Annotated in this window: 18 protein-coding genes and 1 pseudogene; 13 read left to right on the top strand and 6 right to left on the bottom strand. The window is 76.0% G+C overall.

What is annotated here, in order from left to right; genetic code table 11:
* Positions 1-65: 65 nt before the first annotated feature.
* Both GSF02_RS14625 and GSF02_RS14620 read right to left on the bottom strand, forming a co-directional pair.
* Positions 66-1,166, bottom strand: coding sequence for a polyprenyl synthetase family protein (locus GSF02_RS14625; RefSeq protein WP_159797787.1), 1,101 nt, complete (start codon positions 1,164-1,166; stop codon positions 66-68).
* 62 nt (positions 1,167-1,228) lie between these two features.
* A complete protein-coding gene (locus GSF02_RS14620) occupies positions 1,229-1,816 on the bottom strand; it encodes a hypothetical protein (RefSeq protein ID WP_159797785.1) in 588 nt (195 codons plus the stop codon).
* Between the two features lie 144 nt (positions 1,817-1,960).
* On the opposite strand from GSF02_RS14620, the gene GSF02_RS14615 reads away from it, so the two are divergent.
* The 3 genes from GSF02_RS14615 to GSF02_RS14605 all read left to right on the top strand — a co-directional run bounded on the left by GSF02_RS14615 (position 1,961) and on the right by GSF02_RS14605 (position 5,473).
* On the top strand, positions 1,961-3,076 hold the full coding sequence (locus tag GSF02_RS14615; protein ID WP_159797783.1) for a DUF4192 domain-containing protein: 1,116 nt from the start codon (positions 1,961-1,963) through the stop codon (positions 3,074-3,076).
* A gap of 38 nt (positions 3,077-3,114) precedes the next feature.
* A complete protein-coding gene (locus tag GSF02_RS14610; RefSeq protein WP_159797781.1) occupies positions 3,115-3,486 on the top strand; it encodes a universal stress protein in 372 nt (123 codons plus the stop codon).
* A gap of 322 nt (positions 3,487-3,808) precedes the next feature.
* The gene (locus tag GSF02_RS14605) at positions 3,809-5,473 is read left to right on the top strand and encodes an RNA polymerase sigma factor (RefSeq protein WP_159797779.1); all 1,665 of its coding nucleotides are present in this window, start codon (positions 3,809-3,811) and stop codon (positions 5,471-5,473) included.
* 208 nt (positions 5,474-5,681) lie between these two features.
* Here GSF02_RS14605 and GSF02_RS14600 read toward each other — a convergent pair whose 3' ends face one another.
* Positions 5,682-5,879 carry a DUF7455 domain-containing protein gene (locus GSF02_RS14600; RefSeq protein ID WP_159797777.1) on the bottom strand — a complete coding sequence of 66 codons (198 nt, stop codon included), beginning with the start codon at positions 5,877-5,879 and terminating at the stop codon, positions 5,682-5,684.
* A gap of 159 nt (positions 5,880-6,038) precedes the next feature.
* Here GSF02_RS14600 and GSF02_RS14595 point away from each other — a divergent pair, with 159 nt between their 5' ends.
* The 4 genes from GSF02_RS14595 (at position 6,039) to GSF02_RS14580 (ending at position 10,208) form a co-directional block, all read left to right on the top strand.
* Positions 6,039-8,171: a DNA gyrase/topoisomerase IV subunit B gene (locus GSF02_RS14595; protein WP_159797775.1), complete on the top strand. Its 2,133-nt coding sequence runs from the start codon at positions 6,039-6,041 to the stop codon at positions 8,169-8,171.
* Between the two features lie 120 nt (positions 8,172-8,291).
* Positions 8,292-8,786: a DUF4430 domain-containing protein gene (locus GSF02_RS14590; protein WP_159797773.1), complete on the top strand. Its 495-nt coding sequence runs from the start codon at positions 8,292-8,294 to the stop codon at positions 8,784-8,786.
* Positions 8,786-9,403: a DUF6580 family putative transport protein gene (locus GSF02_RS14585; RefSeq protein WP_159797771.1), complete on the top strand. Its 618-nt coding sequence runs from the start codon at positions 8,786-8,788 to the stop codon at positions 9,401-9,403. The genes GSF02_RS14590 and GSF02_RS14585 overlap by 1 nt, the downstream gene beginning before the upstream one ends.
* 493 nt (positions 9,404-9,896) lie before the next feature.
* The gene (locus tag GSF02_RS14580; protein ID WP_159797769.1) at positions 9,897-10,208 is read left to right on the top strand and encodes a phosphatase PAP2 family protein; all 312 of its coding nucleotides are present in this window, start codon (positions 9,897-9,899) and stop codon (positions 10,206-10,208) included.
* A 9-nt stretch (positions 10,209-10,217) separates the two neighbouring features.
* Here the strand turns inward: GSF02_RS14580 and metH are convergent, their stop codons facing one another.
* Positions 10,218-13,787 carry a methionine synthase gene (metH, locus tag GSF02_RS14575; RefSeq protein WP_159797767.1) on the bottom strand — a complete coding sequence of 1,190 codons (3,570 nt, stop codon included), beginning with the start codon at positions 13,785-13,787 and terminating at the stop codon, positions 10,218-10,220.
* A 115-nt stretch (positions 13,788-13,902) separates the two neighbouring features.
* Between metH and GSF02_RS14570 the strand changes: the two genes are divergently transcribed.
* Positions 13,903-15,003, top strand: a complete 1,101-nt coding sequence (locus GSF02_RS14570) for a GNAT family N-acetyltransferase (protein ID WP_159797765.1) — start codon at positions 13,903-13,905, stop codon at positions 15,001-15,003.
* An 87-nt stretch (positions 15,004-15,090) separates the two neighbouring features.
* On the top strand, positions 15,091-15,825 hold the full coding sequence (locus GSF02_RS14565) for an alpha/beta fold hydrolase (RefSeq protein WP_159797763.1): 735 nt from the start codon (positions 15,091-15,093) through the stop codon (positions 15,823-15,825).
* 99 nt (positions 15,826-15,924) lie between these two features.
* Here GSF02_RS14565 and GSF02_RS14560 read toward each other — a convergent pair whose 3' ends face one another.
* Positions 15,925-18,414, bottom strand: a complete 2,490-nt coding sequence (locus tag GSF02_RS14560) for a DNA gyrase/topoisomerase IV subunit A (protein WP_159797761.1) — start codon at positions 18,412-18,414, stop codon at positions 15,925-15,927.
* A 351-nt stretch (positions 18,415-18,765) separates the two neighbouring features.
* Here GSF02_RS14560 and GSF02_RS14555 point away from each other — a divergent pair, with 351 nt between their 5' ends.
* The 4 genes from GSF02_RS14555 to GSF02_RS14540 all read left to right on the top strand — a co-directional run bounded on the left by GSF02_RS14555 (position 18,766) and on the right by GSF02_RS14540 (position 24,187).
* Positions 18,766-21,594: a GNAT family N-acetyltransferase gene (locus tag GSF02_RS14555; RefSeq protein ID WP_235915596.1), complete on the top strand. Its 2,829-nt coding sequence runs from the start codon at positions 18,766-18,768 to the stop codon at positions 21,592-21,594.
* Positions 21,595-21,702: 108 nt separating this feature from the next.
* The gene (locus GSF02_RS14550; protein WP_235915595.1) at positions 21,703-22,299 is read left to right on the top strand and encodes a DUF5998 family protein; all 597 of its coding nucleotides are present in this window, start codon (positions 21,703-21,705) and stop codon (positions 22,297-22,299) included.
* A 29-nt stretch (positions 22,300-22,328) separates the two neighbouring features.
* Positions 22,329-23,537: an alkaline phosphatase family protein gene (locus GSF02_RS14545; RefSeq protein WP_159797801.1), complete on the top strand. Its 1,209-nt coding sequence runs from the start codon at positions 22,329-22,331 to the stop codon at positions 23,535-23,537.
* Between the two features lie 2 nt (positions 23,538-23,539).
* Complete coding sequence (locus GSF02_RS14540) at positions 23,540-24,187, top strand: thymidine kinase (RefSeq protein ID WP_159797759.1); 648 nt, start codon at positions 23,540-23,542, stop codon at positions 24,185-24,187.
* A gap of 21 nt (positions 24,188-24,208) precedes the next feature.
* Here GSF02_RS14540 and GSF02_RS14535 read toward each other — a convergent pair.
* A pseudogene (locus GSF02_RS14535) lies at positions 24,209-24,458 on the bottom strand (septation protein SepH); the annotation flags it as partial.

Here is a 24,458-nt window from a genome sequence, read left to right as displayed (position 1 = left end):
GCGGCTCCTCGAGGGCCCGGGCCGGGCCCGGCCGGCCGGGCCCGGCCCCGGGGGGCGCGCCGGCGTCAGGCGGCGCGGTCGACCGCTGCCCGGGCGAGGCCGAGCAGCACGTCGCGGCCCGGCTCCTGCAGCCCGGCCGACTCGAGCGCCGAGGTCGCGCGCCCGGCGAGGTCGGCGATGAGTGCCTCGACGTCGGCGAGCGCGCCGGAGTCCACGACCGCGGCGCGCAGCGCCTCCACGGCGGCGTCGTCGAGGTCCGGGTCGCCGAGGCGCTCCGACAGCAGGCGGCGCTGCGCACCGTCGGCCCCGGCCATCGCGCGGGCCATGAGCACCGTGCGCTTGCCCTCGCGCAGGTCGTCGCCCGCCGGCTTGCCCGTCACGCCCGGGTCGCCGAAGACGCCGAGCACGTCGTCGCGCAGCTGGAACGCCTCGCCGAGCGGCAGGCCGGCGGCGCGGACCGCCTGCACCTGCGCGGGCGGGGCGCCGGCCAGCAGCGCGCCGACCACGAGCGGCTTCTGGACCGAGTAGCTGGCCGACTTGGCCCGCAGCACGGACCGCGCCCGCTCCTCGTCGGCGGCCGGGTCCTTGCCCCACGGCTCGGCCTGGACCAGCACGTCGAGGTACTGGCCCACGATGACCTCGGTCTGCATGCGGTCGAACTCCGCGCGGGCGGCGGGGGCCACCCCCGGGTCGACGAGCTCGAGCGCCTCCGACAGCTCGCGCTGGCAGGCCACCAGGCACAGGTCGCCCAGCAGGATCGCCGCCGACACGCCGAAGTGCCCGGCGTCGCCGGCCCAGCCGCCGTCGGCGTGCCGCGCCTCGAACGCCCGGTGGGCCGTCGGGTGGCCGCGGCGGGTGTCGGAGTTGTCCATGACGTCGTCGTGCAGCAGCGCGGCGGCCTGGAAGAGCTCCAGCGCCGCGCCCGCGCGCACGGCGGCCTCGCGCCGCGGGCCCGTGGCAGGCCCGCCGTGCGCCCGGTAGGACCAGTAGGCGAAGGCGGCGCGCAGACGCTTGCCGCCCGACAGCAGCACCGCCGCCTGGTCGGTCAGGGCCCGGGCGGCGTCGCCGTGGCCCGTGATCTCCCCGGCGAGCGCGTCGAGGTGGCGGCGCACCGCGGCGTCGACGTCGGGACGGAGGTTCTCGAGGTCGACCAGCGGTGCAGGCATGCCCGCAGCCTATGCGGAAGCGGCGTCGGGATCCCGGGCAGGGTGGCGCCCCGGCCGGCGGCTCAGCCCGCCGGGACCACCACGGACCCGCTGACCGACACCAGGCGCTGGTCTCCGTCGTCGAGGACGCCCACCAGGAGGGTCTCGACGAGCGGGTCCGCGTCGTCCCTGGCGCCGTCGGCGGCCTCCGCGCGCCGGGTGAAGGCGGTCTGCGCCGTCAGGCCGGTCGGGACGCCCGTGTCCGCGCGCGCGAAGCCCTGGGCGCCGAGCTGCTCCTCGAGCTGGGCCAGCACCTCGTCGGCCGTGCGCGGGGTGGTCAGGTTGAGGGTGACGTCGGTCAGCGCGCCCGTGCCCGGCGCCGCCGAGCTCGCCACGACCGTGGCGCCCTCGGGCGCCGGCAGCAGGTCCCGGGGGAACCCGGGCGCGTAGCCGGCGACCGTCGTGGACGGGTCGTAGGACGGCAGCGACGCGGACGCGCTCGGCGCGGCGGTGGGCAGGTCCTCGTCGGTCGCGGTGCCCAGGCGCCCGGACGGCGCGGGGGTGCACGCGAAGGCCAGCGCGCCGGCCAGCACGGCCGCCGCCGCGGCGGACCCCACCGCCCGCAGGTGCTGGCGCGAAGGACGTCCGCTCGGGTCCGGGTGGTGACGCACGGGCACACGGTAGCCGCAGCGCGCGGGCCGCCCGGACACCGCCGGGCGGCCGTGAGGCTGCGCACAGGCGCTCGCCGGCACGCGGCGCGCACAGCGCCGCCGCCGGGCCTGCCACGGGGGCGGCGGCGGCGCTGGGATCGAGGCATGACCACCGCCACGATGCGGGTGCGCGGCGCCCGCGAGCTGCTGTCCGCCGTCCCCTACGCGCTCGGCTACCGGCCCGCCGAGTGCGTCGTCGTGGTGTGCGTGCGCCACGACGGCACCCTGGGCCTGGTCGCCCGCGCCGGGCTCGACGACCTGGCCGACGCCCGGCGGCGGGCCGCCGTCGGCGACCTGCTCGCGCGCCGTGCCCACGAGGACGACGCCCGCGTCGCCTTCGTCGTGGGCTACGCCGGCGGCGCGACCGGGCCGGGCAGCGTCGTCGCCGAGGCCGTCGACGCGCTCGCCGCGGCCGTGGGCGAGCGGGTGCCGGGCTGCGAGCGCTGGGTCGTGGGGGAGCGCACCTACCGCAGCCCGGACTGCGCCGACCCCACGTGCTGCCCGCCCGGCGGGGCACCCGTCGCCGAGCTGGAGTCCACCGCCGTGCGTGCCCGGCTCGTCGTCGACGGGTGGTCGCCGGCGGCGTCCCGCGACGCGCTGTACCGGCTCGCCCGGGCGCCCGAGGCGGCGCGCGGGCTCGCGGGCAAGGCGGCCCGCCGCTGGGAGCGCACCGCCGCCGCCGAGGAGCCGCGCGACCGGCGCGCCGGGGCGTACGACGCCTGGGTGGGGGCGGTCCGTGCCGGCGCCGACGCGCTGGGGCCCGCGGCGCTCGGCCGGCTGGCCGCGGCGCTCGCGGACGTGCCCGTGCGCGACGCGGTGCTGCTGTGGTGCGTGCCGGGGCACGAGGACGCCGCCCGGCGCACGGCCCGAGGGGACGCGGGCGCGGACCTCGACGACGCCACGGCCGCGGCGATCGCCTCGGTGGTCGACGGCGAGCGGGCGGCCGCGCCCGACGCGGACCGGACCGCCGCGGCGACCGCCGTGCTCGAGGCGGTCGTCGCGCACGCGCCGCGGCGCCTGGCGTCCCCCGCGCTCACCCTGCTGGCGTTCCTCGCGTGGTGGTCCGGCGACGGCGGCCGGGCGGGGTACCGCCTCGACGCCGCGCTGGCCGCCGACCCGGGGCACCGGCTCGCGCGGCTGCTCGACGCCGCCCTGCGCGCCGGGCTGCCGCCCGGCTGGCTGCGCCGGCGGCCCGCCGGCCCGGCGACCGACGACGCCTGACCGAGGCGAGTCGGCCGTCCTCCGGTAGCGTGCGGTCCATGACGGTCGTGGTCAGCCATCTGAGCAACCCTGAGGGCCGGGAGGCCCTGGCGACGGCGATCGGCGAGGCCCGCTCGCGCGGCACCGGTCTGGTGGTGGTCGAGCCCCCGACGGGCGCCGCGCCGGCCGGCGCGGCCGACGGCGGGGAGACGCTCGCCGAGCGGCTGGCGGCGGCCGGCGTGCAGCACGAGGTCGTGGTGTCCGACGGCGACCTCCCCGAGGCGATCGTGCAGACCGCCGCGCGCGTGGGTGCCGAGCTCATCGTGATCGGGCTGCGCCGGCGCAGCCCCGTCGGCAAGCTCATCCTGGGCGCCGGCGCGCAGCGCATCCTGCTGGAGTCGCCCTGCCCCGTGCTCGCGGTCAAGCCCTGAGCGCCGCGCCGGCGCGCCGGCGTCGGCGGCCCGTGCCGGCGGCCCGTGCCGGCGGCCCGTGCGGGTGGCGTCGGCCACGCCGGCACGGGGGGTGAATTCCGGGAATCCTGCGGGGTCCTGGCGCGTTGACCCATCAGAACCGGAGCGGGACGGCGCACGACGTGCCGGCCGAGCGAGGGCCGGAGCACCGACGGTGCAGGACGCGACGGTACAATATCCAGGTCCGCCGGAGCGTCGACGGTCCGATGAAGCAAGGCCCCCTACGGCCCGCACACCTCACCCCGGCGGGACACCGCCCCCTCGATTGCCGAAAGGTCGGTTTGTGGCGTCCACCACCCAGTCCACCGCACCGCAGAACATCACGCTGCCCCGTGAGTTCGAGCACCCCGCGCTGAAGGAGCTGCTCGCGCAGGGCACCGCCACGGGCCGCGTGGACGCCGAGGCGTTCCGCACGGCCTGCGAGACCGCCGGCGTCGGCGACGCCAAGCGGCTCAAGGCCGTGCTCAAGGGGCTCTCCGTCGCCGGTGTGGAGGTCGGCCTGCCGACGGCGACGAAGGTCGCCGCCGCGTCGTCCGCCACGCGCACCCGCGCCACCGCCAAGGCCCCGGCCGCCACGAAGGCGAAGCCCGCCCCGGTGACGACCCGCACCGCCGCTGACGCGTCCGACGGCGAGGCCGCCGAGGAGGCCGCCAAGCCCGCGCGCAAGCCCGCCGCCAAGAAGTCCGCCGCCAAGCCCGCCGCGAAGGCGACCAAGGCGAAGGCGTCGAAGGCCAAGGCGTCCGACGACGAGGAGACCCTCGACGAGGACGTCGACATCGACGACGTCGAGATCGAGGTCACCGACGAGGGCGACGTGGCGGACGTCGCGAGCGCCGACGAGGAGGGCGCCGACGAGGCGGCCGACGAGACCGCCGGCGACGAGGAGGAGACGGTCGAGGCCGCCGCCCCCGCCGCCGCCAAGCCGGCCAAGTCCGACGAGGAGGACACCGGCTTCGTCGTGTCCGACACCGACGAGGACGACCAGCCCGCGCAGCAGGTCGTCACCGCCGGCGCCACTGCCGACCCGGTCAAGGACTACCTCAAGCAGATCGGCAAGGTCGCGCTGCTGAACGCCGAGCAGGAGGTCGAGCTCGCCAAGCGGATCGAGGCCGGCCTGTTCGCCGAGGAGAAGCTCGCCAAGGACTTCCCCGACTTCGACCGCACCAAGGCCGACGCCGACACCCGCCGCCTGGTGCGCGACCTGCAGTGGATCGCGCACGACGGCAAGCGGGCCAAGAACCACCTGCTCGAGGCCAACCTGCGCCTGGTCGTCTCGCTGGCCAAGCGGTACACCGGCCGCGGCATGCTTTTCCTGGACCTGATCCAGGAGGGCAACCTCGGTCTGATCCGTGCGGTCGAGAAGTTCGACTACACCAAGGGCTACAAGTTCTCGACGTACGCCACGTGGTGGATCCGTCAGGCCATCACCCGCGCCATGGCCGACCAGGCCCGCACCATCCGCATCCCGGTGCACATGGTGGAGGTCATCAACAAGCTCGCCCGCGTGCAGCGCCAGATGCTCCAGGACCTGGGCCGCGAGCCCACGCCGGAGGAGCTGGCCAAGGAGCTCGACATGACGCCCGAGAAGGTCGTCGAGGTCCAGAAGTACGGCCGCGAGCCCATCTCGCTGCACACCCCGCTCGGCGAGGACGGCGACAGCGAGTTCGGTGACCTCATCGAGGACTCCGAGGCCGTGGTGCCCGCCGACGCCGTGTCGTTCACGCTCCTGCAGGAGCAGCTGCACCAGGTGCTCGACACGTTGTCGGAGCGCGAGGCCGGCGTGGTCTCCATGCGGTTCGGCCTGCAGGACGGCCAGCCCAAGACGCTCGACGAGATCGGCAAGGTCTACGGCGTGACGCGCGAGCGCATCCGCCAGATCGAGTCCAAGACGATGTCGAAGCTGCGTCACCCGTCGCGCTCCCAGGTGCTGCGCGACTACCTCGACTGACGTCGACCGTCGCGAGCCGCGGTCGCGGCACGAAGGGCCCGCTCCCCCCGGGAGCGGGCCCTTCGTCGTCCGGGGCGCCCGGGTCGTCCCCCGGGTGCGTCGGGTCGTCGGGGCGCCGCGGGACGCACGAGGGCCCGCACCCCGGGCGGGGTGCGGGCCCTCGTGGTGGTTCGCTGGTCGCCGGCCTCCGGGGCGGGCGACGGCGCCGTCAGCGCGCGCCGTGCTCGGCCAGCAGGCGGTCGGTCTCGTCCTGGACGTGGGTCGCGACGTCCGCGTAGGCGGAGGCGTGCTCGCGCGCGTGGTGACCGCAGAAGAGCAGCTCTCCGGCGGGCAGGACCACGCGAACGTACGCCTGCGCGCCGCAGCGGTCGCAGCGGTCGGCGGCGGTGAGGGGTTCGGTCGTCATGGTGGTCACGTGGTAATCCAACCATCAGGCGCCCACAGAATTCCTCAGCGGAGGGGGTGGTTCGCTCCGGGCATAGTCGCGCCCGGCGGCGCAGGCGCGCCCGTCCCGCGCGGTGGTGTCGGTGCGGTGGTGTCGGTGGGGTCGTCTACCCTCGAGGGCGTGACCGCCACCGCCTCCCCGGAGTCCAGCTACACCGCACGACACCTGTCCGTCCTCGAGGGGCTCGAGGCGGTCCGCAAGCGCCCCGGGATGTACATCGGGTCCACGGACTCGCGCGGCCTCATGCACTGCCTGTGGGAGATCATCGACAACGCCGTCGACGAGGCCCTGGGCGGCTTCGCGACGAAGATCGGCGTCGTGCTGCACGCCGACTCCTCGGTGACCGTGAGCGACGACGGCCGCGGCATCCCCGTCGACGTCGAGCCCAAGACGGGGCTCTCGGGCGTCGAGGTGGTCTTCACCAAGCTGCACGCCGGCGGCAAGTTCGGCGGCGGCTCCTACACCGCCTCGGGCGGCCTGCACGGCGTGGGCGCCTCCGTGGTCAACGCGCTCTCCTCGCGCCTGGACGTCGAGGTCGACCGCGGCGGCAAGACGTACCGGATGACGTTCCACCGCGGCGAGCCCGGCACGTTCGACGACCCGGCGTCGGGCCCGTCGCCCGACGCCGCGTTCGCGCCGTTCACCGACCACAGCGAGCTCGCCGTGGTGGGCAGGACCAAGCGGGGCGTCACCGGCACCCGCGTCCGGTACTGGGCCGACCGGCAGGTGTTCCCGAAGAGCGCGGTGTTCAGCTACGACGAGCTGGTCACGCGCGTGCGCCAGACCACGTTCCTGGTGCCCGGGCTCGAGATCACCGTCCGCGACGAGCGCGGCCTGCCGGGCACGCCCGGCGAGGCCGGCCCGCACGAGGAGGTCTTCAAGCACGACGGCGGTGCCGTCGACTTCGTCGAGTTCCTCGCGCCGGACACGCCGGTCACCGCGACGTGGACGCTGCGCGGCCAGGGATCCTTCACCGAGACCGTGCCGGTGCTCGACGAGCGGGGGCACATGACCCCGCAGGAGGTGCAGCGCGACTGCGAGGTCGACATCGCGCTGCGGTGGGGCGTCGGGTACGAGACCGAGGTGCGCTCCTTCGTCAACATCATCGCGACGCCCAAGGGCGGCTCCCACCTGGCCGGGTTCGAGCAGGGCCTGCTCAAGGTCGTGCGCAAGCAGGTCGAGGCGAACGCCCGCCGGCTGAAGATCTCGACGAAGGACGGCGGCGAGCGGATCGAGAAGGACGACGTGACCGCCGGCCTCACCGCCGTCGTCACCGTCCGCCTCGCCGAGCCGCAGTTCGAGGGCCAGACCAAGGAGGTGCTCGGCACCGCCCCGGTGCGCGGCATCGTCGCGCGCGTCGTGGAGAAGGAGCTCGGCGCGCTGCTGACCTCCACCAAGCGCGACGACAAGGCGCAGGCCGCCCTGCTGCTCGACAAGGTGGTGGCGGAGATGCGCGCCCGCGTCACCGCGCGCAAGCAGAAGGAGATCTCGCGCCGCAAGAACGCGCTGGAGACCTCCTCGCTGCCGGCCAAGCTCGCCGACTGCCGCAGCGACGACGTCGAGCGCTCCGAGCTGTTCATCGTCGAGGGCGACTCGGCCCTGGGCACGGCGAAGCTCGCCCGCTCCAGCGACTTCCAGGCGCTGCTGCCGATCCGCGGCAAGATCCTCAACGTCCAGAAGGCGTCGATCGGCGACATGCTGCGCAACGCCGAGTGCGCCGCGATCATCCAGGTGCTCGGGGCCGGCTCCGGCCGGTCGTTCGACCTGGAGGCCGCCCGCTACGGCAAGGTCATCCTGATGACCGACGCCGACGTCGACGGCGCGCACATCCGCACCCTGCTGCTCACGCTCTTCTACCGCTACATGCGGCCCCTCGTGGAGGCCGGCCGCGTGTACGCTGCGGTGCCGCCGCTGCACCGCGTCGAGGTGATCGGCGGGCGCGGCAAGCCCAACGAGTACCTGTACACGTACTCGGAGGCGGAGCTGCAGGCGACGCTGAAGAAGCTCGACCGCTCCGGCAAGCGCTACAAGGAGGACATCCAGCGCTACAAGGGCCTGGGCGAGATGGACGCCGACCAGCTCGCGGAGACCACGATGGACCCGCGCCACCGCACCCTGCGGCGCGTCCGGGCGGCCGACGCCGAGGCCGCCGAGCGCGTCTTCGAGCTCCTCATGGGCTCCGAGGTGGCGCCGCGCAAGGACTTCATCGTGGCGGGCGCGCACGCGTTCGACCGGTCGCAGATCGACGCCTGAGCGGCCGGGCCGCCCCGGGCGCCCGTCCGCGGCTCGCGCCCGGGGCGCGCGGCGCGGGCCTCGGTCTTCGCCCGCCGCCCGGGGGGGCGGGGGAGCGCGGCCGTCCCTAGACTCGCAGCCGTGACCCGCACCACGAGCTCCCGCCGTCCCCTCGTCCGCCGTCTCGCCGTGCTTCCCGTCGCGGGGGTGCTCGCGGCGGGCCTGGCCGCGTGCTCCGCCGTCGGCGACGACGCGCCGTCGCAGGTGGAGACCGTGCCGTCCGACGTCGCTTCGATGCGCTCGGAGTCGGCCTCGCCGTCCGGCTCGGCGTCCGGGCCGGCGTCCGGGTCGGCCTCCGGGTCGGCATCGCCCGGCGAGAGCGCCGCGACCGAGCTGAGCTACCCCGGCGAGGACGGCAAGACCGCCCTCGACCTCCTGCTCGAGAACGACCCCGACGCCCAGGTCGAGGGCGAGGGCGAGCAGGCGATGGTGACCGGCATCAACGGCCGCACGGCCGACGACTCGAAGAACGAGTACTGGGCGCTGTACGTCGACGGAGAGATGGCGCAGGTCGGCGCCGGCTCCCTGGAGACGAGCGACGGGCAGACCATCACCTGGAAGCTGGAGACCTTCTGATGCCGCGGCAGGGGCCGGGCGCGCGGCCGGGCACCTGGCTGAGCACCCGCGACCTGCTGCGCCGCTGGTGGCGGCCCGCCCTCGTGGTCCTGGCCGCCGCGCTCGCGGTCGTCTGGCGCCTCGTCAAGGACCACCTGGGCGCGCCCCCGAACCTCGAGCTGTCCACGGCGGCCGCGTTCCTCGCGGCGGGGCTGCTGCGCCACCGCGTGGCGGCGCTCGTCCCGCTCGCCGTCGTCGCCGCGAGCGACCTGCTGCTGGGCAACTCGGCGGTGCTCGCCTTCACCTGGAGCGCGTGGGCGGTGATCGGCGCGGCGTCCCTGCTCACGCGGCGCTCCGGAGCCGGCTGGCGCCGGTACGTCGCCGCCGTCGGCTTCGGCGTCGGCGGGACGCTGTTCTTCTACCTGTGGACCAACCTCGGCGTCTGGTGGCTCGGCCGCGGCTCGTTCTACCCCGCGGGCGTCGACGGTCTGGTGGCCAGCTACGTCGCCGGGCTGCCGTTCCTGCGGCCCATGCTGCTGGGCAACCTCGTGCTCGTGCCGCTGGCCGCCGGTGCGGTCGCGCTCGTGGAGCGCCTCGAGCGGCGCGCCCCCGCGCCCGCGGCGGCGCCCGCGCGCTGAGCCCCCAGGCCGGAGGCGCGGGTGCTGCAGCAGGTGCGCAGGTGGCTGGTGGCCGTGGCGGCACAGGTCGCGAGGGCCACCTCGGGCCGGACCGTGCTCGTGCTGACCGCCGTGATCGGGGCGGTGCTGGTCGCCGGGCTGACCGTGGCCGGGGCGGAGGTCTACGAGGCGGTCGAGGAGGGGGACGGGATCGCCGGCCTGGACCGTCCCGCGCTCGACGAGGCGCTGGCCGTGCGCACGCCCGCGGCGGCGCGTCTCGTCACGGCCTTCACGCAGCTCGGCGGCCCGGTCGGCATGACCGTCATCGCGGTGGCGCTGACCGCGGTGCTGGTGCGGCGGCGTCGTAGCTGGACGCCGCTGCTGCTGATGGTGCTCGCGGTCGCCGGCTCCCTGACGTTCACCACGGTGGGCAAGGCGGTCGTGGGTCGGCCCCGGCCGCCGCTGGCCGACGCCGTGCCGCCGTACGAGCACGCCTTCTCCTTCCCGTCGGGGCATGCCCTCAACAGCACTGGTCATCGCCGGCATGGTGGTGTACCTGGCCCTGCCGCTGCTGCGGCACCGCTGGTCGCGCGTCGTCTCCGTGGCCGCCGCGGTGGTCTGGGCGGTGGCGATGGGCCTGAGCCGGGTGTACCTCGGCCACCACTGGTTCACCGACGTGTGCTTCGCCTGGCTGCTCGGGCTGGCGTGGCTCGCGCTGCTGATCACCGCGCACCGGCTGTTCCTGCTCGTGCACCGTGTCCCACCCGGCGCCCCACCCGGCGCCCCGCCGGGCCGGCCGGCCGCCGGACCGCCCCGGCGCAGCTGACCCCGGGCGTCACACGGAGAAGTACTTGGCCTCGGGGTGGTGGAAGACGAACGCGTCGGTCGACTGCTCCGGGTGCAGCTGCAGCTCGTCGGAGAGCGTCACGCCCACCCGCTCGGGGCGCAGCAGCTCGACGACCTTGCGCCGGTCCTCCATGTCGGGGCAGGCGGGGTAGCCGAGGGAGAAGCGGGCGCCGCGGTACTCGAGCTTGAACAGCCCCTCGACGTCGCCGGGCTCCTCGTCGGCGAAGCCGAGCTCGGCGCGCACGCGGGCGTGCCAGTACTCCGCCAGCGCCTCGGTGAGCTGGACCGACAGTCCGTGCAGCTCGAGGTACTCCCGGTACCGGTCCGCGGCGAACAGCCGGGCGGTGTGCTGCGACACCGTGTCGCCGACCGTCACGAGCTGGACGGGCAGCACGTCGAACCGGCCGGTGGCCTCCACCCACGCGCGCGGCTTGACGAAGTCGGCCAGGCACAGGTGCCGGTCGCGGCGCTGGCGCGGGAACGTGAGGCGCAGCCGCTCCGTGCCGGGCTCGCCGCCGGAGCCGCCGTCGGGCCCGTCGTGGTGCGCCACGACGACGTCGTCGCCCTCCGACCAGACGGGGAAGTACCCGTAGACCACCGACGGGTCGAGGATGCGCTCGGTGCGGATCCGCTCGAGCCACTCCGCCAGCCGCGGCCGGCCCTCCGTCTCGACCAGCTCCTCGTAGGTGGCGCCTTCGTCGCCGCGGCCGGGCTTGAGGCCCCACTGGCCCATGAACGTCGCCCGCTCGTCCAGGAAGGCGGCGTACTCGGCGAGGGGGACACCCTTGACGGTCCGGGTGCCCCAGAACGGCGGCTCGGGGACCGGGTTGTCCGCGGCGACGTCGGAGCGCGCCGGCATGGCCTCGTCCGGCGTCTCGGCCACGGTCACCACGCCGTGACGCCGCTTGCGCAGCGCCGGCAGGCCGACGTCGTCGGGCGACGCGCCCCGGGCGATCCGCACGAGCGGCTCCATGAGCCGCAACCCCTCGAACGCGTCGCGGGCGTAGCGCACGACGCCGGGGAACGCCGAGGCGAGGTCGTCCTCGACGTAGGTGCGGGTCAGGGCGGCGCCGCCCAGCAGCACCGGCCAGCGCTTCTCCAGGCCGCGCGAGACCAGCTCGGCGAGGTTCTCCTTCATCACCGCCGTGGACTTCACCAGCAGGCCGGACATGCCGATGACGTCGGCGTCGTGCTCCAGCGCGGCGTCGATCATCGCCGAGACGGGCTGCTTGATGCCGAGGTTGATCACCCGGTAGCCGTTGTTCGTGAGGATGATGTCGACGAGGTTCTTGCCGATGTCGTGCACGTCCCCGCGCACCGTGGCCAGCACGATCGTCCCCTTGGTGGGGCCGCCCTCGACGCGCTCCATGTGCGGCTCGAGCAGCGCCACCGCCGCCTTCATCACCTCGGCGGACTGCAGCACGAACGGCAGCTGCATCTGCCCGGAGCCGAACAGCTCACCGACCGTCTGCATGCCGGCCAGCAGGTGGTCGTTGACGATGTCGAGCGCCTTCATGCCCGCGCCGAGCGCCTCGGCGACGTCGTCCTCCAGGCCTTTGCGCGCGCCGTCCACCACGCGCCGCTCCAGCCGCTCGCCGACCGGCAGCGCGGCCATCTCCGCCGCCCGCGCGTCCTGCAGGGCCGCGGAGTCGACGCCGGAGAACAGGTCGAGCAGGTGGGCGAGCGGGTCGTGCACCAGCGCGCCCGACTCGTCGTACCGGCGCCGGTCCCACACCAGGTCCTCGGCGGCGGCCCACTGCTCGTCCGGCACCGCCGTGCGCGGCAGGATCTTCGCCGCATGGACGATGGCGGAGTCCAGGCCGGCCTCGACGGCCTCGTGCAGGAACACCGAGTTGAGCACGGCGCGCGCGGCGGGCGACAGGCCGAACGACACGTTGGACACCCCCAGCGTGGTGTGCACGCCGGGGTAGCGGCGGGTGATCTCGCGGATCGCCTCGATCGTCTCGATCGCGTCGCGCCGGGTCTCCTCCTGCCCGGTGGCGATCGGGAACGTCAGCATGTCGACGATGATGTCCTCGAGCCGCATGCCCCAGGTGCCGGTGAGGGTGTCCAGGAGGCGGGAGGCCACGGCCACCTTCGTGGCCGTGGTGCGTGCCTGGCCCTCCTCGTCGATGGTGAGGGCGACGACGGCGGCGCCGTGCTCCTTGACCAGCGGCATGACCCGCGCGAACCGGGACGTCGGGCCGTCGCCGTCCTCGAAGTTCACGGAGTTGACCACGGCGCGCCCGCCCACCAGCTCCAGGCCGGCTTGGATGACCCCCGGCTCGGTGGAGTCGATGACGAGCGGCAGCGTGGACGCCGAGGCCAGCCGCGAGACCACCTCGCGCACGTCCGCGACGCCGTCGCGGCCGACGTAGTCCACGCACACGTCCAGCAGGTGCGCGCCGTCGCGGGTCTGGGCGCGGGCGATCTCGACGACGTCGTCCCACCGGCCCGCCAGCATGGCGTCGCGGAACGCCTTCGAGCCGTTGGCGTTGGTGCGCTCGCCGATCGCCAGGTAGGAGGTCTCCTGGCGCAGCTCGGTGGGGGAGTAGAGCGAGGCGACGGCGTTCTCGCGCCGGGGCCGGCGCTCGGGCAGCTCGGCGCCGCGCACGGCGTCGACCACCGCGCGCAGGTGCTCCGGCGTCGTGCCGCAGCAGCCGCCCACGAGCCCGACCCCGAACTCCCGGACGAACTGCCGGTGCGCGGCGGCGAGCTCGGCCGGCGTCAGCGGGTAGGTCGCCCCGTCCGGGCCCAGCACCGGCAGGCCGGCGTTCGGCATGCAGGTCATCGGCACGGGGGAGTGCTGGGAGAGGTAGCGCAGGTGCTCGCTCATCCGGTCGGGGCCGGTGGCGCAGTTGAGGCCGATGGCGTCCACGTCGAGCGCCTGCAGGGTGGCCAGCGCCGCGCCGATCTCCGAGCCCATGAGCATCGTGCCGGTGGTCTCCACCGTCACCGACACGACGAGCGGCACGGTGCGGCCCACCTCGGCCATCGCGCGGCGCGCCCCGGCGATCGCCGCCTTGGCCTGCAGCAGGTCCTGGCTGGTCTCGACGAGCACGGCGTCGGCCCCGCCCTCGAGCAGCCCGGCGACCTGCTCGGCGAACGTCGCGCGCAGGTGGGCGTAGGTGACGTGCCCCAGGGAGGGCAGCTTGGTGCCGGGGCCCACCGAGCCGAGCACCCAGCGCGGGCGGTCGGGCGTGGCGTGGGCGTCGGCGCGCTCCCGGGCGATCGCCGCACCGGCGCGGGCGAGCTCGCGGATGCGGTCCTCGATGCCGTAGTCGGCGAGGTTCGACCAGTTGGTGCCGAAGGTGTTCGTCTCGACGGCGTCGACGCCGACGGCCAGGAAGGCGTCGTGGACGCCTGCGACGAGGTCCGGGCGGGTGACGTTGAGGATCTCGTTGCAGCCCTCGTGGCCGGCGAAGTCCTCCAGCGTCGGCGCGGCGGCCTGGAGCATCGTGCCCATGGCGCCGTCGGCGACGACCACGCGCGAGTGCAGCGCGGCGCGCAGGGCGTCCGCGCGGGCGGTGGCGACGTCGGTGTCCGGGACGGTTCCCACGGAGGCAGCCTAGGGGCACGGCGCGGCGAAGGCGACGGTCCGGGGACGACGGCCGGGCGAATCATGCGGGCGAATCACGTGGCCGGTGCCGGGACGAGCACCTAGCGTGGCCGCCATGCCCACCGAGCACCTCGCGCCCCTCGCCGTCCGCGCCGCCGCACCGGCGACGCTCCCGCTGCCCACCGCCGGTGGCCTCGTCTACCGCGGCGCGTCGGTGGACGACGCCCCGGCCGTGGCTGCGCTGCAGAACGCCGTCCTGGCGGCCGACGGCGCCCCGCACCGCACGTCCGAGGCGGAGGTGCGCGACGACCTCACCGCGCCCTGGACGGACCCGGCGACGGACTGGCTGCTCGGCGTCGACGAGGCGGGCCAGGTGCGCGCGTGGATGCAGGTCCTCGCCCCGCCCGGCGACGTGCGCGTCGCGCGCGGCCTCGTCCACGGCGGGGTGCACCCGGACCGGCGCGGGCGGGGCGTCGGGCGCGAGATCCTCGCGTGGGGCCTCGGGCGTGCCCGCCAGCTGCTGGACGCCTCCGGCAAGGAGCTGCCCGCGCGCCTGCAGACGTGGGCGGAGGACGACGCCCCCGCCGCCGAGCACCGGCTCCTCGAGCGGGCCGGCCTGGCGCCGGTGCGGTACTGGCACGAGCTCCAGCGCGACCTCGCCGTGCCCGTCCCCGAGGTGGCACCCGCGGCCGGCCTGCGCCTCGTGCCGTGGACGCCGGAGCTCGACGACGCCGCGCGACTGGCCCACAACGACGCGTTCCGCGACCACTGGGGCAGCGAGCCGCAGACGCCCGAGCAGTGGCGCCGCGGGGCGACGCACCACGAGCCCGGCTGGTCGTTCCTCGTCGTCGACGACCGCCCCGACGTCGAGGCCCTGCTGGCCGACCCCGACACCGACGCCGACACGGCCGCGGCCCTGCGTGCCGGCCAGCCGCTCGTCGTGGGCTACCACATGGCGAGCCGCTACACCGACTCCTTCGCGGCGAAGGGGTACCCGTTCGGCTACTCCGACCTGCTCGGCGCCCGACGGCGCTACCGCGGCCGGCGCGTGGCGGTGTCGGCGCTCGCGGCCGGGATGCGGGCGATGGCGGCCGACGGCATGCGCTACGCGAGCCTCGACGTCGACACCGCCAACCCCAGCGGGGCGGCCGGCCTGTACGCGAGCCTCGGGTACGTCAAGACGTCCGGCTCGCGGACCTACGCGCTCGATCTCTGAGCCGGCCGGAGCCGGCCGGCTCCGGCCGTGCGAGCCGGTGTGGGGCCGGTCACACGCGGTGTCGGAGGGGGCCCCTAGGGTCGCCGCATGGACATCGTGATGATCCCCGGGGCGTGGCTGGACGCCTCCGCGTGGGACGACGTGCGCCCCGTCCTCGAGGCCGCGGGCCACACCGTGCACGCCCTGACCCTGCCGGGCAAGGAGTCGCCGGACGCCGACCGGTCCGGCGTCGGCCTGGAGGACCACGTCGACGCCGTCGTCGAGGTGGTCGACCGGCTGACCACCGGCGGCGGCCAGGTCGTGCTGGTCGGCCACTCCGCCGGCGGCACGATCGCGTTCGCCGCCAGCGACCGCCGGCCCGACCTCGTGGCCCGCGTCGTCTACGTCGACGCCGGGCCGTCGCCCGAGGGCAGCGCCGTCAACGACGAGGTACCCGTGGTGGACGGGGAGGTGCCGCTGCCGGCGTGGGAGTTCTTCGAGGAGCCCGACCTCCAGGACCTCGACGACACCCTGCGCGAGCAGTTCCGCGCCTGGGCCGTCCCGGAGCCACGCGGGGTGTTCCTCGACCCGCTGCGCCTCACCGACGAGCGGCGCCGCGACGTGCCGAGCACGATCATCGCCTGCGAGACGTACCCCGGCTTCGAGACCGCCTCGGCGATGTACCGGACGTTCATCGAGCAGGGCGCCCCCTTCGTGGCGGAGCTGGCCAGCCTGCGCGACTACGAGCTGGTCGACCTGCCCACCGGCCACTGGCCGATGTTCACCCGGCCGGCGGAGCTCGGGGAGATCATCCTGGCGGCCGTGGACAAGACCGCGGCCTGAGCAGACAGGCCGCGGGGCGCGGGCCGGGAGCGTCCTCCCGGCCCGCGCCCCGCGCGGCCCATACCCGGCGTGCCGTCCGGCGCCCGGACGGCGGCCGGCTCAGCCGACCGCGGCGACCGGCGCCGCGACGGGCGTGCCGGAGCCGTCGCGCCGGTTGTCGTCCGCCGGCAGCTCCACGGGCTGGCCGCCCGAGCCGACGGCGCGCGCCGGCCCCTGGCCCACCCAGGCGAGGACGAGCTCGTCCTCGCCCTTGAGGAACCGGTGCGAGCGCACCCCGCCGGTGGCCCGCCCCTTGCCGGGGTACAGCTCGTAGGGCGTCACCTTGACCGAGCCGCCCGCGACCCCCGGCAGCTGGCCGGTCGAGCCAGCGACCGTGACCACCGTGTGCAGGTCGCGGGTGGCGGCCCGGGCGACGCCGAAGAACACCACGCGCGCGCCGGGCGCCAGCTTGATGCCGGCCATGCCGCCGGCCGCGCGGCCCTGCGGGCGCACCGCCGAGGCGGCGAAGTGCAGCAGGCTCGCGTCGGAGGAGACGAACACCAGCTCGTCCTCGTCGCCCGCCGCGGCGGCGCCGACCACGCGGTCGCCGTCCTTGAGCGCGACGACGTCCCACTCGTCCTTGTTCGCCGGGGCGTCGCCGGCGGCGACGCGCTTGACCACGCCCTGCGCGGTGCCGAGCGCCAGCGTGGGAGCGTCGGGGGCGAGGGACACCACGGCGAGCACCTCCTCACCGGCCGGCAGGGCCAGCAGCTCGCTCACCGGGATGCCGCCCGAGAGGGACGGCGCGCCGTCGGTGGGCGGCAGCGCCGGCAGGTCCAGCACCGAGACCTTGTGCAGGCGCCCGGCGGTGGTCAGCAGGCCCACGTGGCCGCGGGTGGTGGCGGGCGCGTCGCCGCGCAGGGCGTCGTGCGCGTGGCGCCGCCCGGACCGCTCGACCTCCGCGTCGGCCTGCTCGCCGGTCGTGCGCGCCAGCAGGCCGGTGGCGGACAGCAGCACCCGGGTGGGGGAGTCGGCGATCTCGAGCGAGATCGGCGCCGCGCGGCGGCCGCGGCCCGCCGGGCTCACGGAGGCCGACGACGTCGCGGTGCCGCCCGCGGAGTCGAGCAGGACCGTGCGCCGGGGCGTGCCGTAGGTGCGCGCCACCTCGCCCATCTCCTCGGAGACGACGCGGTGCAGCACCTCCTGGGACCCGAGGATCTCCTCGAGCTCGGCGATCTCGCGCTCGAGGTCGCTCTTCTCCTTCTCCAGCTCGATGCGGGAGAACTTCGTCAGCCGGCGCAGCTGCAGGTCGAGGATGTAGTTCGCCTGCGGCTCCGACAGGTCGAAGACGCTCTGCAGCCGCTCGCGGGCGGCCGGGGCGTCGTCGGAGGACCGGATCACCTGGATGACCTCGTCGATGTCGACGATGGCCAGGAGCAGGCCCTCGACCAGGTGCAGGCGCTCCTTGCGCTTGCCCAGGCGGAACGCCGAGCGGCGGCGCACCACGGCGATGCGGTGGTCCACCCACACCCGCAGCAGGTCGAGCAGCCCGAGGGTGCGCGGCCGACCCTCGACCAGCGCCACGTTGTTGATGCCGAACGACTCCTCCAGCGGGGTCGCGCGGTACAGCTGCTCCAGCACGGCGTCCGGGTCGAAGCCGGTCTTGACCTCGACCACGAGCCGCAGCCCGTGCTCGCGGTCGGTGAGGTCCTGGACGTTGGCGACGCCCTGGATCTTCTTGCTCTTGACCCCGTCGGCGATCTTCTCGACCACCTTCTCCGGGCCCACCGTGTAGGGCAGCTCGGTGACCACGATGCCCTTGCGCCGCGGCGTGATGTTCTCGACGCGGGCGGTGGCGCGCGTGCGGAACGAGCCGCGGCCCGTGCGGTAGGCGTCCCGCACGCCCTCGAGCCCGACGATCTTGCCGCCGCTGGGCAGGTCGGGGCCGGGCACGAACCGCATGACGTCCTCGAGGGTCGCCTCAGGGTTCGCCAGCAGGTGCTGCGCCGCGGCGACCACCTCGACGAGGTTGTGCGGCGCCATGTTCGTGGCCATGCCGACGGCGATGCCCGAGGCGCCGTTGACCAGCAGGTTGGGGATCGCCGAGGGCAGCACCGACGGCTGGGTGAGCTTGTTGTCGTAGTTGGGCTCGTAGTCGACGACGTCCTCGTCGAGCCCGGCGGTCATCGCCATCGACGGCGGGGCCAGGCGCGCCTCGGTGTAGCGCGGGGCGGCGGGGCCGTCGTCGAGCGAGCCGAAGTTGCCGTGGCCGTCCACGAGCGGCAGCCGCAGCGAGAAGTCCTGCGCCAGGCGCACGAGCGCGTCGTAGATCGCCGCGTCGCCGTGCGGGTGCAGCTTGCCCATCACCTCGCCGACCACGCGCGAGGACTTCACGTGCGCGCGGTCCGGGCGCAGGCCCATCTCCGACATCATGTAGAGGATGCGCCGCTGCACCGGCTTGAGGCCGTCGCGGGCGTCGGGCAGCGCCCGGGCGTAGATGACGGAGTACGCGTACTCGAGGAACGACGTCTCCATCTCCGAGGCGACGTCGACGTCGACGATCTTCTCGTCGACCGGCTCGGGCGGGACGGCGGCGGTCTTGCGCGCCATGGGCGTTCGGGCTCCCGGGAGGGTGGGGGACTGCATGGAGGGCTCGGCGCGGGCGGTGCCCCGCCGAGCACCCCACGGTACCGCGGGGCCACCGACATCCCGCGGAACCGCGTCACCCGCAGCACCCCCGGGGCGCTCCGCGCCGGCGGTCGGGCGGCGCCGAGCGTCCCGCGACGTCGTCGTCCCGCCGTCGGACGCGGACGGGACGGGACGCCCGCCGTCCGGACAGCGGTGGGCGTCCCGCGACGTCGTCGTCCCGGTCCGGGAGGGCGACGGGGAGGGACGCTCGGGCCGGCGGCCGAGGCGCCGGCGGCCTCCGGGGCCCGCGGGGCGGGCCGCTACCCTGGGGCCGTGGTAGCGGACGGCACGACGGCGTACCCGGTGGGGTGGGAGGCGGACGTCGTCCTGCGCGACGGCAGCACGACGCACGTGCGGCCCATCCGCCCCGAGGACGCGGACGCGCTGCAGCGCTTCCAGCAGGGCCAGTCGGAGCGCTCGGCCTACCTCCGGTTCTTCGCCCCGGTCACGCGGCTGACCGACCGGGAGCTGCGGCTGTTCACGCACGTGGACCACGTGGAGCGCGCCGCCCTGGTGGCCGTGCGGCCGGCCGGCGCCGCCACCACCGAGGCCGGCGCCGCCACCACCGAGGCCGGCGCCGCCGCCGACACCTCCGGCGCCGCCGCCGACACGCCCGGTGCCGACGCCGCGGCGGGCGGCGCCGGCGAGGTCGAGGACATCATCGGCGTGGCGCGCTACGACGTGGTCGAGCCGGGCCTGGCGGAGGTCGCCTTCAACATCGCCGACTCCGTCCAGGGCAAGGGCCTGGGCTCGGTGCTGCTCGAGCACCTCGCCGCGGCCGCGCGCGAGCGGGGCGTGCGGCGCTTCACCGCCGACGTGCTGCCGCAGAACGCCTCGATGCTCGCCGTCTTCCGCGCGGCCGGCTACGACGTGCACCAGGAGCTCGACGACGGCGTCGTGACGGTGTCGGTGGACCTCGACCCCACCGAGCGCTCCCGCGAGGTCATGGCCGACCGCGAGCACCGCGCCGAGGCGCGCAGCATGCAGGGACTGCTGGCCGCGCGCCGCGTGCTGCTCGTCGGCCCGGGCACCGACGCCGCGCCGACCTCCGTCGACGCGCTGATGGCCCGCCGCGTCGTCGACGCCGCCCTCGCCGACCCCGGCGACACCGAGCTGTCGGTGCTGAACGTGCCCGGGCCGGTCGAGGCCGCGCCGGGCGTCACGCCGCTGACCTCCTGGGCCCAGGTGGGCGAGGTCGACCTCGCGGTGCTGGCGGTGCCGCCGCAGCAGGCGGTCGAGGTGGTCCGGCGCCTGGCCGGCCACGGCGCGCGCGGCGTCGTCGTGCTCTCGGCCGGGTACGCCGAGACCGGGCAGCGGGGCCTGGACCGCCAGCGCGCGCTCGTGCGCACCGCCCACGCCCACGGCATGCGCGTCGTCGGGCCGGCGTCGTACGGGCTGCTCACCACGACGCCGGGCGCCCGGCTGCACGCCAGCCTCGCCACGCGCCCGCCCGCGCCGGGCGTCGTCGGGCTGTTCTGCCAGTCCGCGCCCGCCGCGGTGACGCTGTCGGCCACGCTCGAGCGGCGTGGGCTGGGCGTCTCCTCGCTCGTGTCCGCCGGGCACCGCGCCGACGTGTCGGGCAACGACCTCATGCAGTACTGGCTGCAGGACCCGGCCACCCAGGTGGTGTGCCTCTACCTCGAGTCGATCGGCAACCCGCGCAAGTTCTCCCGGATCGCGCGGCGGCTGGCCGCCGAGAAGCCGGTGGTCGCGGTGGTCGCCGGCCGCTCCGGCCAGGTGGTGCCGCCGGGGCACGCCGTGCGCGCCACCCGCGCGCCGCGGCGGATGCTCGACGAGCTGCTGCGCCAGGCGGGCGTGATCCGCGCCGAGAACGCCCACCAGCTCATGGACGTCGCCCAGGTGGTCGCCCACCAGCCGCTGCCGGCCGGGCGGCGGGTGGGGATCCTCGCCAGCTCCGCGGCGCTCGCCGCCCTGGTGGCGGAGGCGGCGGCGGCCAACGACCTCGTCGTCGCCACCTCGAGCGACTTCCTGGCCCCGGACATGTCCGACGAGGACGTGGAGCGCACGGTCGAGGCGCTCTACGCACCCGGCGCGTGCGACGTCGTCGTCGCCGTCGACGTGCCCGTCGTGATGCCGCGCAGCGGCACCGTCGCGCGGGCCGTGGCGCGCGCCGCGGCCCGCACCGGCCGGCCGACGGTCGCCTCGATGCTGGGCCTGCACGGCATGCCCGAGGAGCTCGCCGCGACCGCGCCCGACGGGCGCCGCGTGCAGGTGCCGGCCTTCTCCACCCCCGAGGACGCCGTCACCGCCCTGGCCAAGGTGGTGCAGCACGCCGCGTGGCGGGGCCGCGACCACGGCACGGCGGCGCGGCCGGCGGGCGTGCAGCAGGCGCGGGCCCGGCGGCTGGTGGAGGCCACCCTTCGCCAGGCCGCCGCGGCCGGCGACGCCGAGGTGCGCCTCGACGAGGACGCCGCCGCCGAGCTGCTGGCCTGCTACGGGCTGACGCTGCAGCGCTCGCGGCGGGTGCGCACCGCGGCGGAGGCCGTCGCTGCGGCGGACGAGCTCGGCTGGCCCGTGGCGCTCAAGGCCGCCGCGCCCACGCTGCGGCACCGGGCCGACCTGGGCGGCGTGCGCCTCGACCTGGAGGACGCCGAGGAGCTCGGCGAGGCGGTGGAGCGCATGCGGGCGGTCGCCACGGCCCTCGCGCCGGACCGCGAGCCGGTGCTCGAGGTGCAGGCGATGGTGCCGACGGGCGTGGCGTGCGTGGTCCGCTCCACCGAGGACCCGCTGTTCGGGCCCGTCGTGTCGTTCGGGCTGTCCGGCGACGCCACGGAGCTGCTCGACGACGTCGCCTACGGCATCGCGCCCCTGACCGACGTCGACGTGCGCGAGCTCGTGCGCTCGGTGCGCGCCGCGCCCCGGCTCTTCGGCTACCAGGAGGCGCCCCCGGCCGACGTGCCCGCGCTCGAGGACGTCGTGGCGCGCGTCGCGGTCATGGCCGACGACCTGCCGGAGCTGGCGCGCCTCGAGCTGTACCCCGTCGTGGTGGCGCAGCAGGGCGCGAGCGTGCTGCACGCCAGCGTCCGGCTGCGGCCGGCCGAGCAGCGGGCCGACGGGCTGCGGCGGGCGCTGCCCGCCTGACCTGTCGCCGCCCGCCTGACCCGTCCACGTCGCGGCCTCCTGCTCGCCCGTCCCCAGCCCCGCGCCGGCGTGCAGCGAGGCACACCCCGGCGGTGGAACAATGAGCGCGTGCCGCACGCCGAGCCCTACACCGGACCGCTGACTGCCGACCTGCACGCCGACATCGTCCGTGCCGGCTACTACCCGCAGCTCGTCGAGGACGTCCTCGACGTGGCGCTGGCCGGCGAGGAGGTCGTCGCCCACCTGGTGCAGGCGGAGACCACCTTCGACCAGGAGGTGCGCCGCCACCTCACCGTGCTGGTCCTCACGCCGAGCCGCCTGGTCGCCGCGCACGTCGACGACCACGAGGGCGACAAGGACGCGCCCGCCTCGGCCGCCGCGACCACCGAGGCGGTGCCGCTGGCCGAGATCCGGTCGGTCACGCTGACGCACGTCGTGGCCCGGCCCGCCGAGTACACCTCGGGCGGGGAGTCCGCGAGCGAGATCAACCTCGTGGTCGGGTGGGGCGCGGTCTCCCGCCTGGAGCTGGAGCCGGCCTCCTGCGGCGACCCGGGCTGCGACGCCGACCACGGCCTGACCGGCCAGATGCTGCCGGACGACGTCGTGGTGCGCGTGTCCAGCACGGCCGAGGGCCGCCCGGCCGTGCGCCGGGCCGTCGAGTTCGCGCGCACGCTGTCCGCCGCGACGTCCGGCCGGGCGCGGTGAGCGCCGCCGCCGACCTGCTGCCTGCCGGGATGGTCGCGCCCACCTACGGCACGGACTCCCTGGCGGCCGTCCTGCCCGGCGCCGCCGGCGCCCTCGGCGTGGACCTCACCACGGCGACGGGCCTGACCTCCGCCGAGTGCGCCGCCGCGCTCGGGCTGCCGGCCGCCGAGCAGGTCGTCGTCGTGCTGTGCGACGGGCTGGGCCACCTCAACCTCGCCGAGCGCGCCGGCCACGCGCCGTTCCTGCGGTCGCTGCTGCCCGGCACCCGGTCGCTGACCACCACGTTCCCGTCCACCACCGCCGCGGCCGTGAGCACGTTCGGCACGGGCACGGCGCCCGGCCGCAGCGGCATGCTCGGCTACACGCAGCGCAACCCCGCCACCGGCGGGCTCGCCAACATGGTGTCCTGGACCGAGCAGCCCGACCCCTACCGGCCCGTCCCGGGCCCCGGCACGCTGCCGGTGCCCGCGCACGAGCTGCAGCGGGAGCCGACGGTGTTCGAGCGCCTCGTGGCCGCCGACGTGCCCGTGACGTCGGTGGGCCCGGCCCGGTTCGCCGGGTCCGGCATGACCCTGGCGGCGCTGCGCGGGGGCGCGTACGTGCCGGCCGAGTCGCTCGAGGGCCGGGTCGACGGGGTCGTGCGGGCGCTGCGGCCGGGCGGCCCGGCGCTCGTGTACATGTACTGGGGCGACGTCGACAAGACCGGCCACCACCACGGGTGGCAGTCGTGGCAGTGGGGCGACGAGCTGGAGGCCTTCGACCGGGAGCTCGCGAGGCTGGTGCGCTCGGTCCCGGCGGGCACCCTCGTGCTCCTGACGGCCGACCACGGGCAGGTGGAGGTCGACCGCGCCGCCCGCCTGGACGTCGCGGCCACCCCCGCGCTCGCCGAGGGCGTCGCCCTGGTCGGGGGCGAGCCCCGCGCCCTGCACCTGTACGTCGACGGCGCCGACGGCCTCGACGGGGCCGTCGCGGTCGCCGACCGGTGGCGCGACGTGCTGGGCGACGGCGCCGTCGTCGCGCTGCGCGACGAGGCCACCGCCGCGGGCTGGCTCGGCCCCGTGACCGACCACGTCCGCCCGTGGGTCGGCGACGTGCTCGTGGCCCCGCGTGAGCGGCTCACCGTCGTCGACTCCCGCACCCAGACGCCGGCGTCGCTGGAGCTGCTCGGGGTGCACGGGTCGTTCACCGCGCTGGAGATGACCGTGCCGCTCGTGGCGGTCCAGGCGGGGAGGAGCTAGGCGTGGCCGAGCTCGTGTTCTTCACCGGCACCATGGACTCCGGCAAGTCGACGCTCGCGCTGCAGCTCGACCACAACCACGCCGCACGCGGGCGCACCGGGGTGATCTTCACGCGTCACGACCGGGCCGGCGCCGCGCGGGTGTCGTCGCGCCTCGGGCTCGAGGTCGCGGCGCGCGAGGTCGACGACGCCACCGACTTCTGGGAGGTCGTGGCCGCCGAGCGGCGCCAGGGACGCTACGTCGACTACGTCGTGTGCGACGAGGCGCAGTTCTACTCGCCGGCGCAGGTGGAGCAGCTCGCGCGGCTCGTCGACGAGGTGGAGATCGACGTCTTCGCGTTCGGGATCACCACCGACTTCCGCACCCGGCTGTTCCCCGGGTCGGCGCGCCTGCTCGAGCTGGCCGACCGCACCGAGGTGCTGCAGGTGCAGTCGCTGTGCTGGTGCGGGCGCCGCGCCACGCACAACGCCCGCACCGTCGACGGGGTGATGGTCGTCGAGGGCGAGCAGGTGGTCGTGGGGGACACCGCTGCCGACACCCGCGAGGTCGCCTACGAGGTGCTCTGCCGGCGCCACCACATGCGACGGATGACCGCCGCGTCGGCGCGCCGGCTCGCCGAGGTCGGCGAGGGGATGCTCGACCTCGGCTGACCCTACGGGCGCCTGGCGCGGTCAGCTCTCGGGGCGGGCGCCGAAGACGATCTCGTCCCAGCTCGGCACCTGCGGGCGGCCCTTGCGGCTGCGTCGCGTCGCGGGCACCCCGCGTGCCGCGGTGGCGGGGCGGGCGCCGGCCGCCACGGGCGCGGTGCCGGTCCCCGCGCCCTGGGGGTCCGTGTCCTCCCGCGTCGCGGCGGGCGGCTCCTGCGCCGGGCGGGCGGCCGCCGGCTGCTGCGGGTCGCCCTCGCGCGCGTCGCCGCCCCGG

The sequence above is a fragment of the Puerhibacterium puerhi genome, assembly GCF_009846865.1.
In the GTDB taxonomy this organism is placed as follows: domain Bacteria; phylum Actinomycetota; class Actinomycetes; order Actinomycetales; family Cellulomonadaceae; genus Puerhibacterium; species Puerhibacterium puerhi.
The sequence above is the reverse complement of the archived record's forward strand: the minus strand, read 5'-3'. Positions and strand labels throughout refer to the sequence as shown.

Bases quoted from the DNA above. Each gene is read 5' to 3' on its own strand.
- GSF02_RS14560 (WP_159797761.1), bottom strand. From the start codon at position 18,414: ATGGCGCGCAAGACCGCCGCCGTCCCGCCCGAGCCGGTCGACGAGAAG.
- GSF02_RS14545 (WP_159797801.1), top strand. From the start codon at position 22,329: ATGGTCGCGCCCACCTACGGCACGGACTCCCTGGCGGCCGTCCTGCCC.
- GSF02_RS14615 (WP_159797783.1), top strand. From the start codon at position 1,961: ATGACCACCGCCACGATGCGGGTGCGCGGCGCCCGCGAGCTGCTGTCC.
- GSF02_RS14610 (WP_159797781.1), top strand. From the start codon at position 3,115: ATGACGGTCGTGGTCAGCCATCTGAGCAACCCTGAGGGCCGGGAGGCC.
- GSF02_RS14580 (WP_159797769.1), top strand. From the start codon at position 9,897: ATGCCCTCAACAGCACTGGTCATCGCCGGCATGGTGGTGTACCTGGCC.
- GSF02_RS14570 (WP_159797765.1), top strand. From the start codon at position 13,903: ATGCCCACCGAGCACCTCGCGCCCCTCGCCGTCCGCGCCGCCGCACCG.
- GSF02_RS14600 (WP_159797777.1), bottom strand. From the start codon at position 5,879: ATGACGACCGAACCCCTCACCGCCGCCGACCGCTGCGACCGCTGCGGC.
- GSF02_RS14565 (WP_159797763.1), top strand. From the start codon at position 15,091: ATGGACATCGTGATGATCCCCGGGGCGTGGCTGGACGCCTCCGCGTGG.
- GSF02_RS14585 (WP_159797771.1), top strand. From the start codon at position 8,786: ATGCCGCGGCAGGGGCCGGGCGCGCGGCCGGGCACCTGGCTGAGCACC.
- GSF02_RS14625 (WP_159797787.1), bottom strand. From the start codon at position 1,166: ATGCCTGCACCGCTGGTCGACCTCGAGAACCTCCGTCCCGACGTCGAC.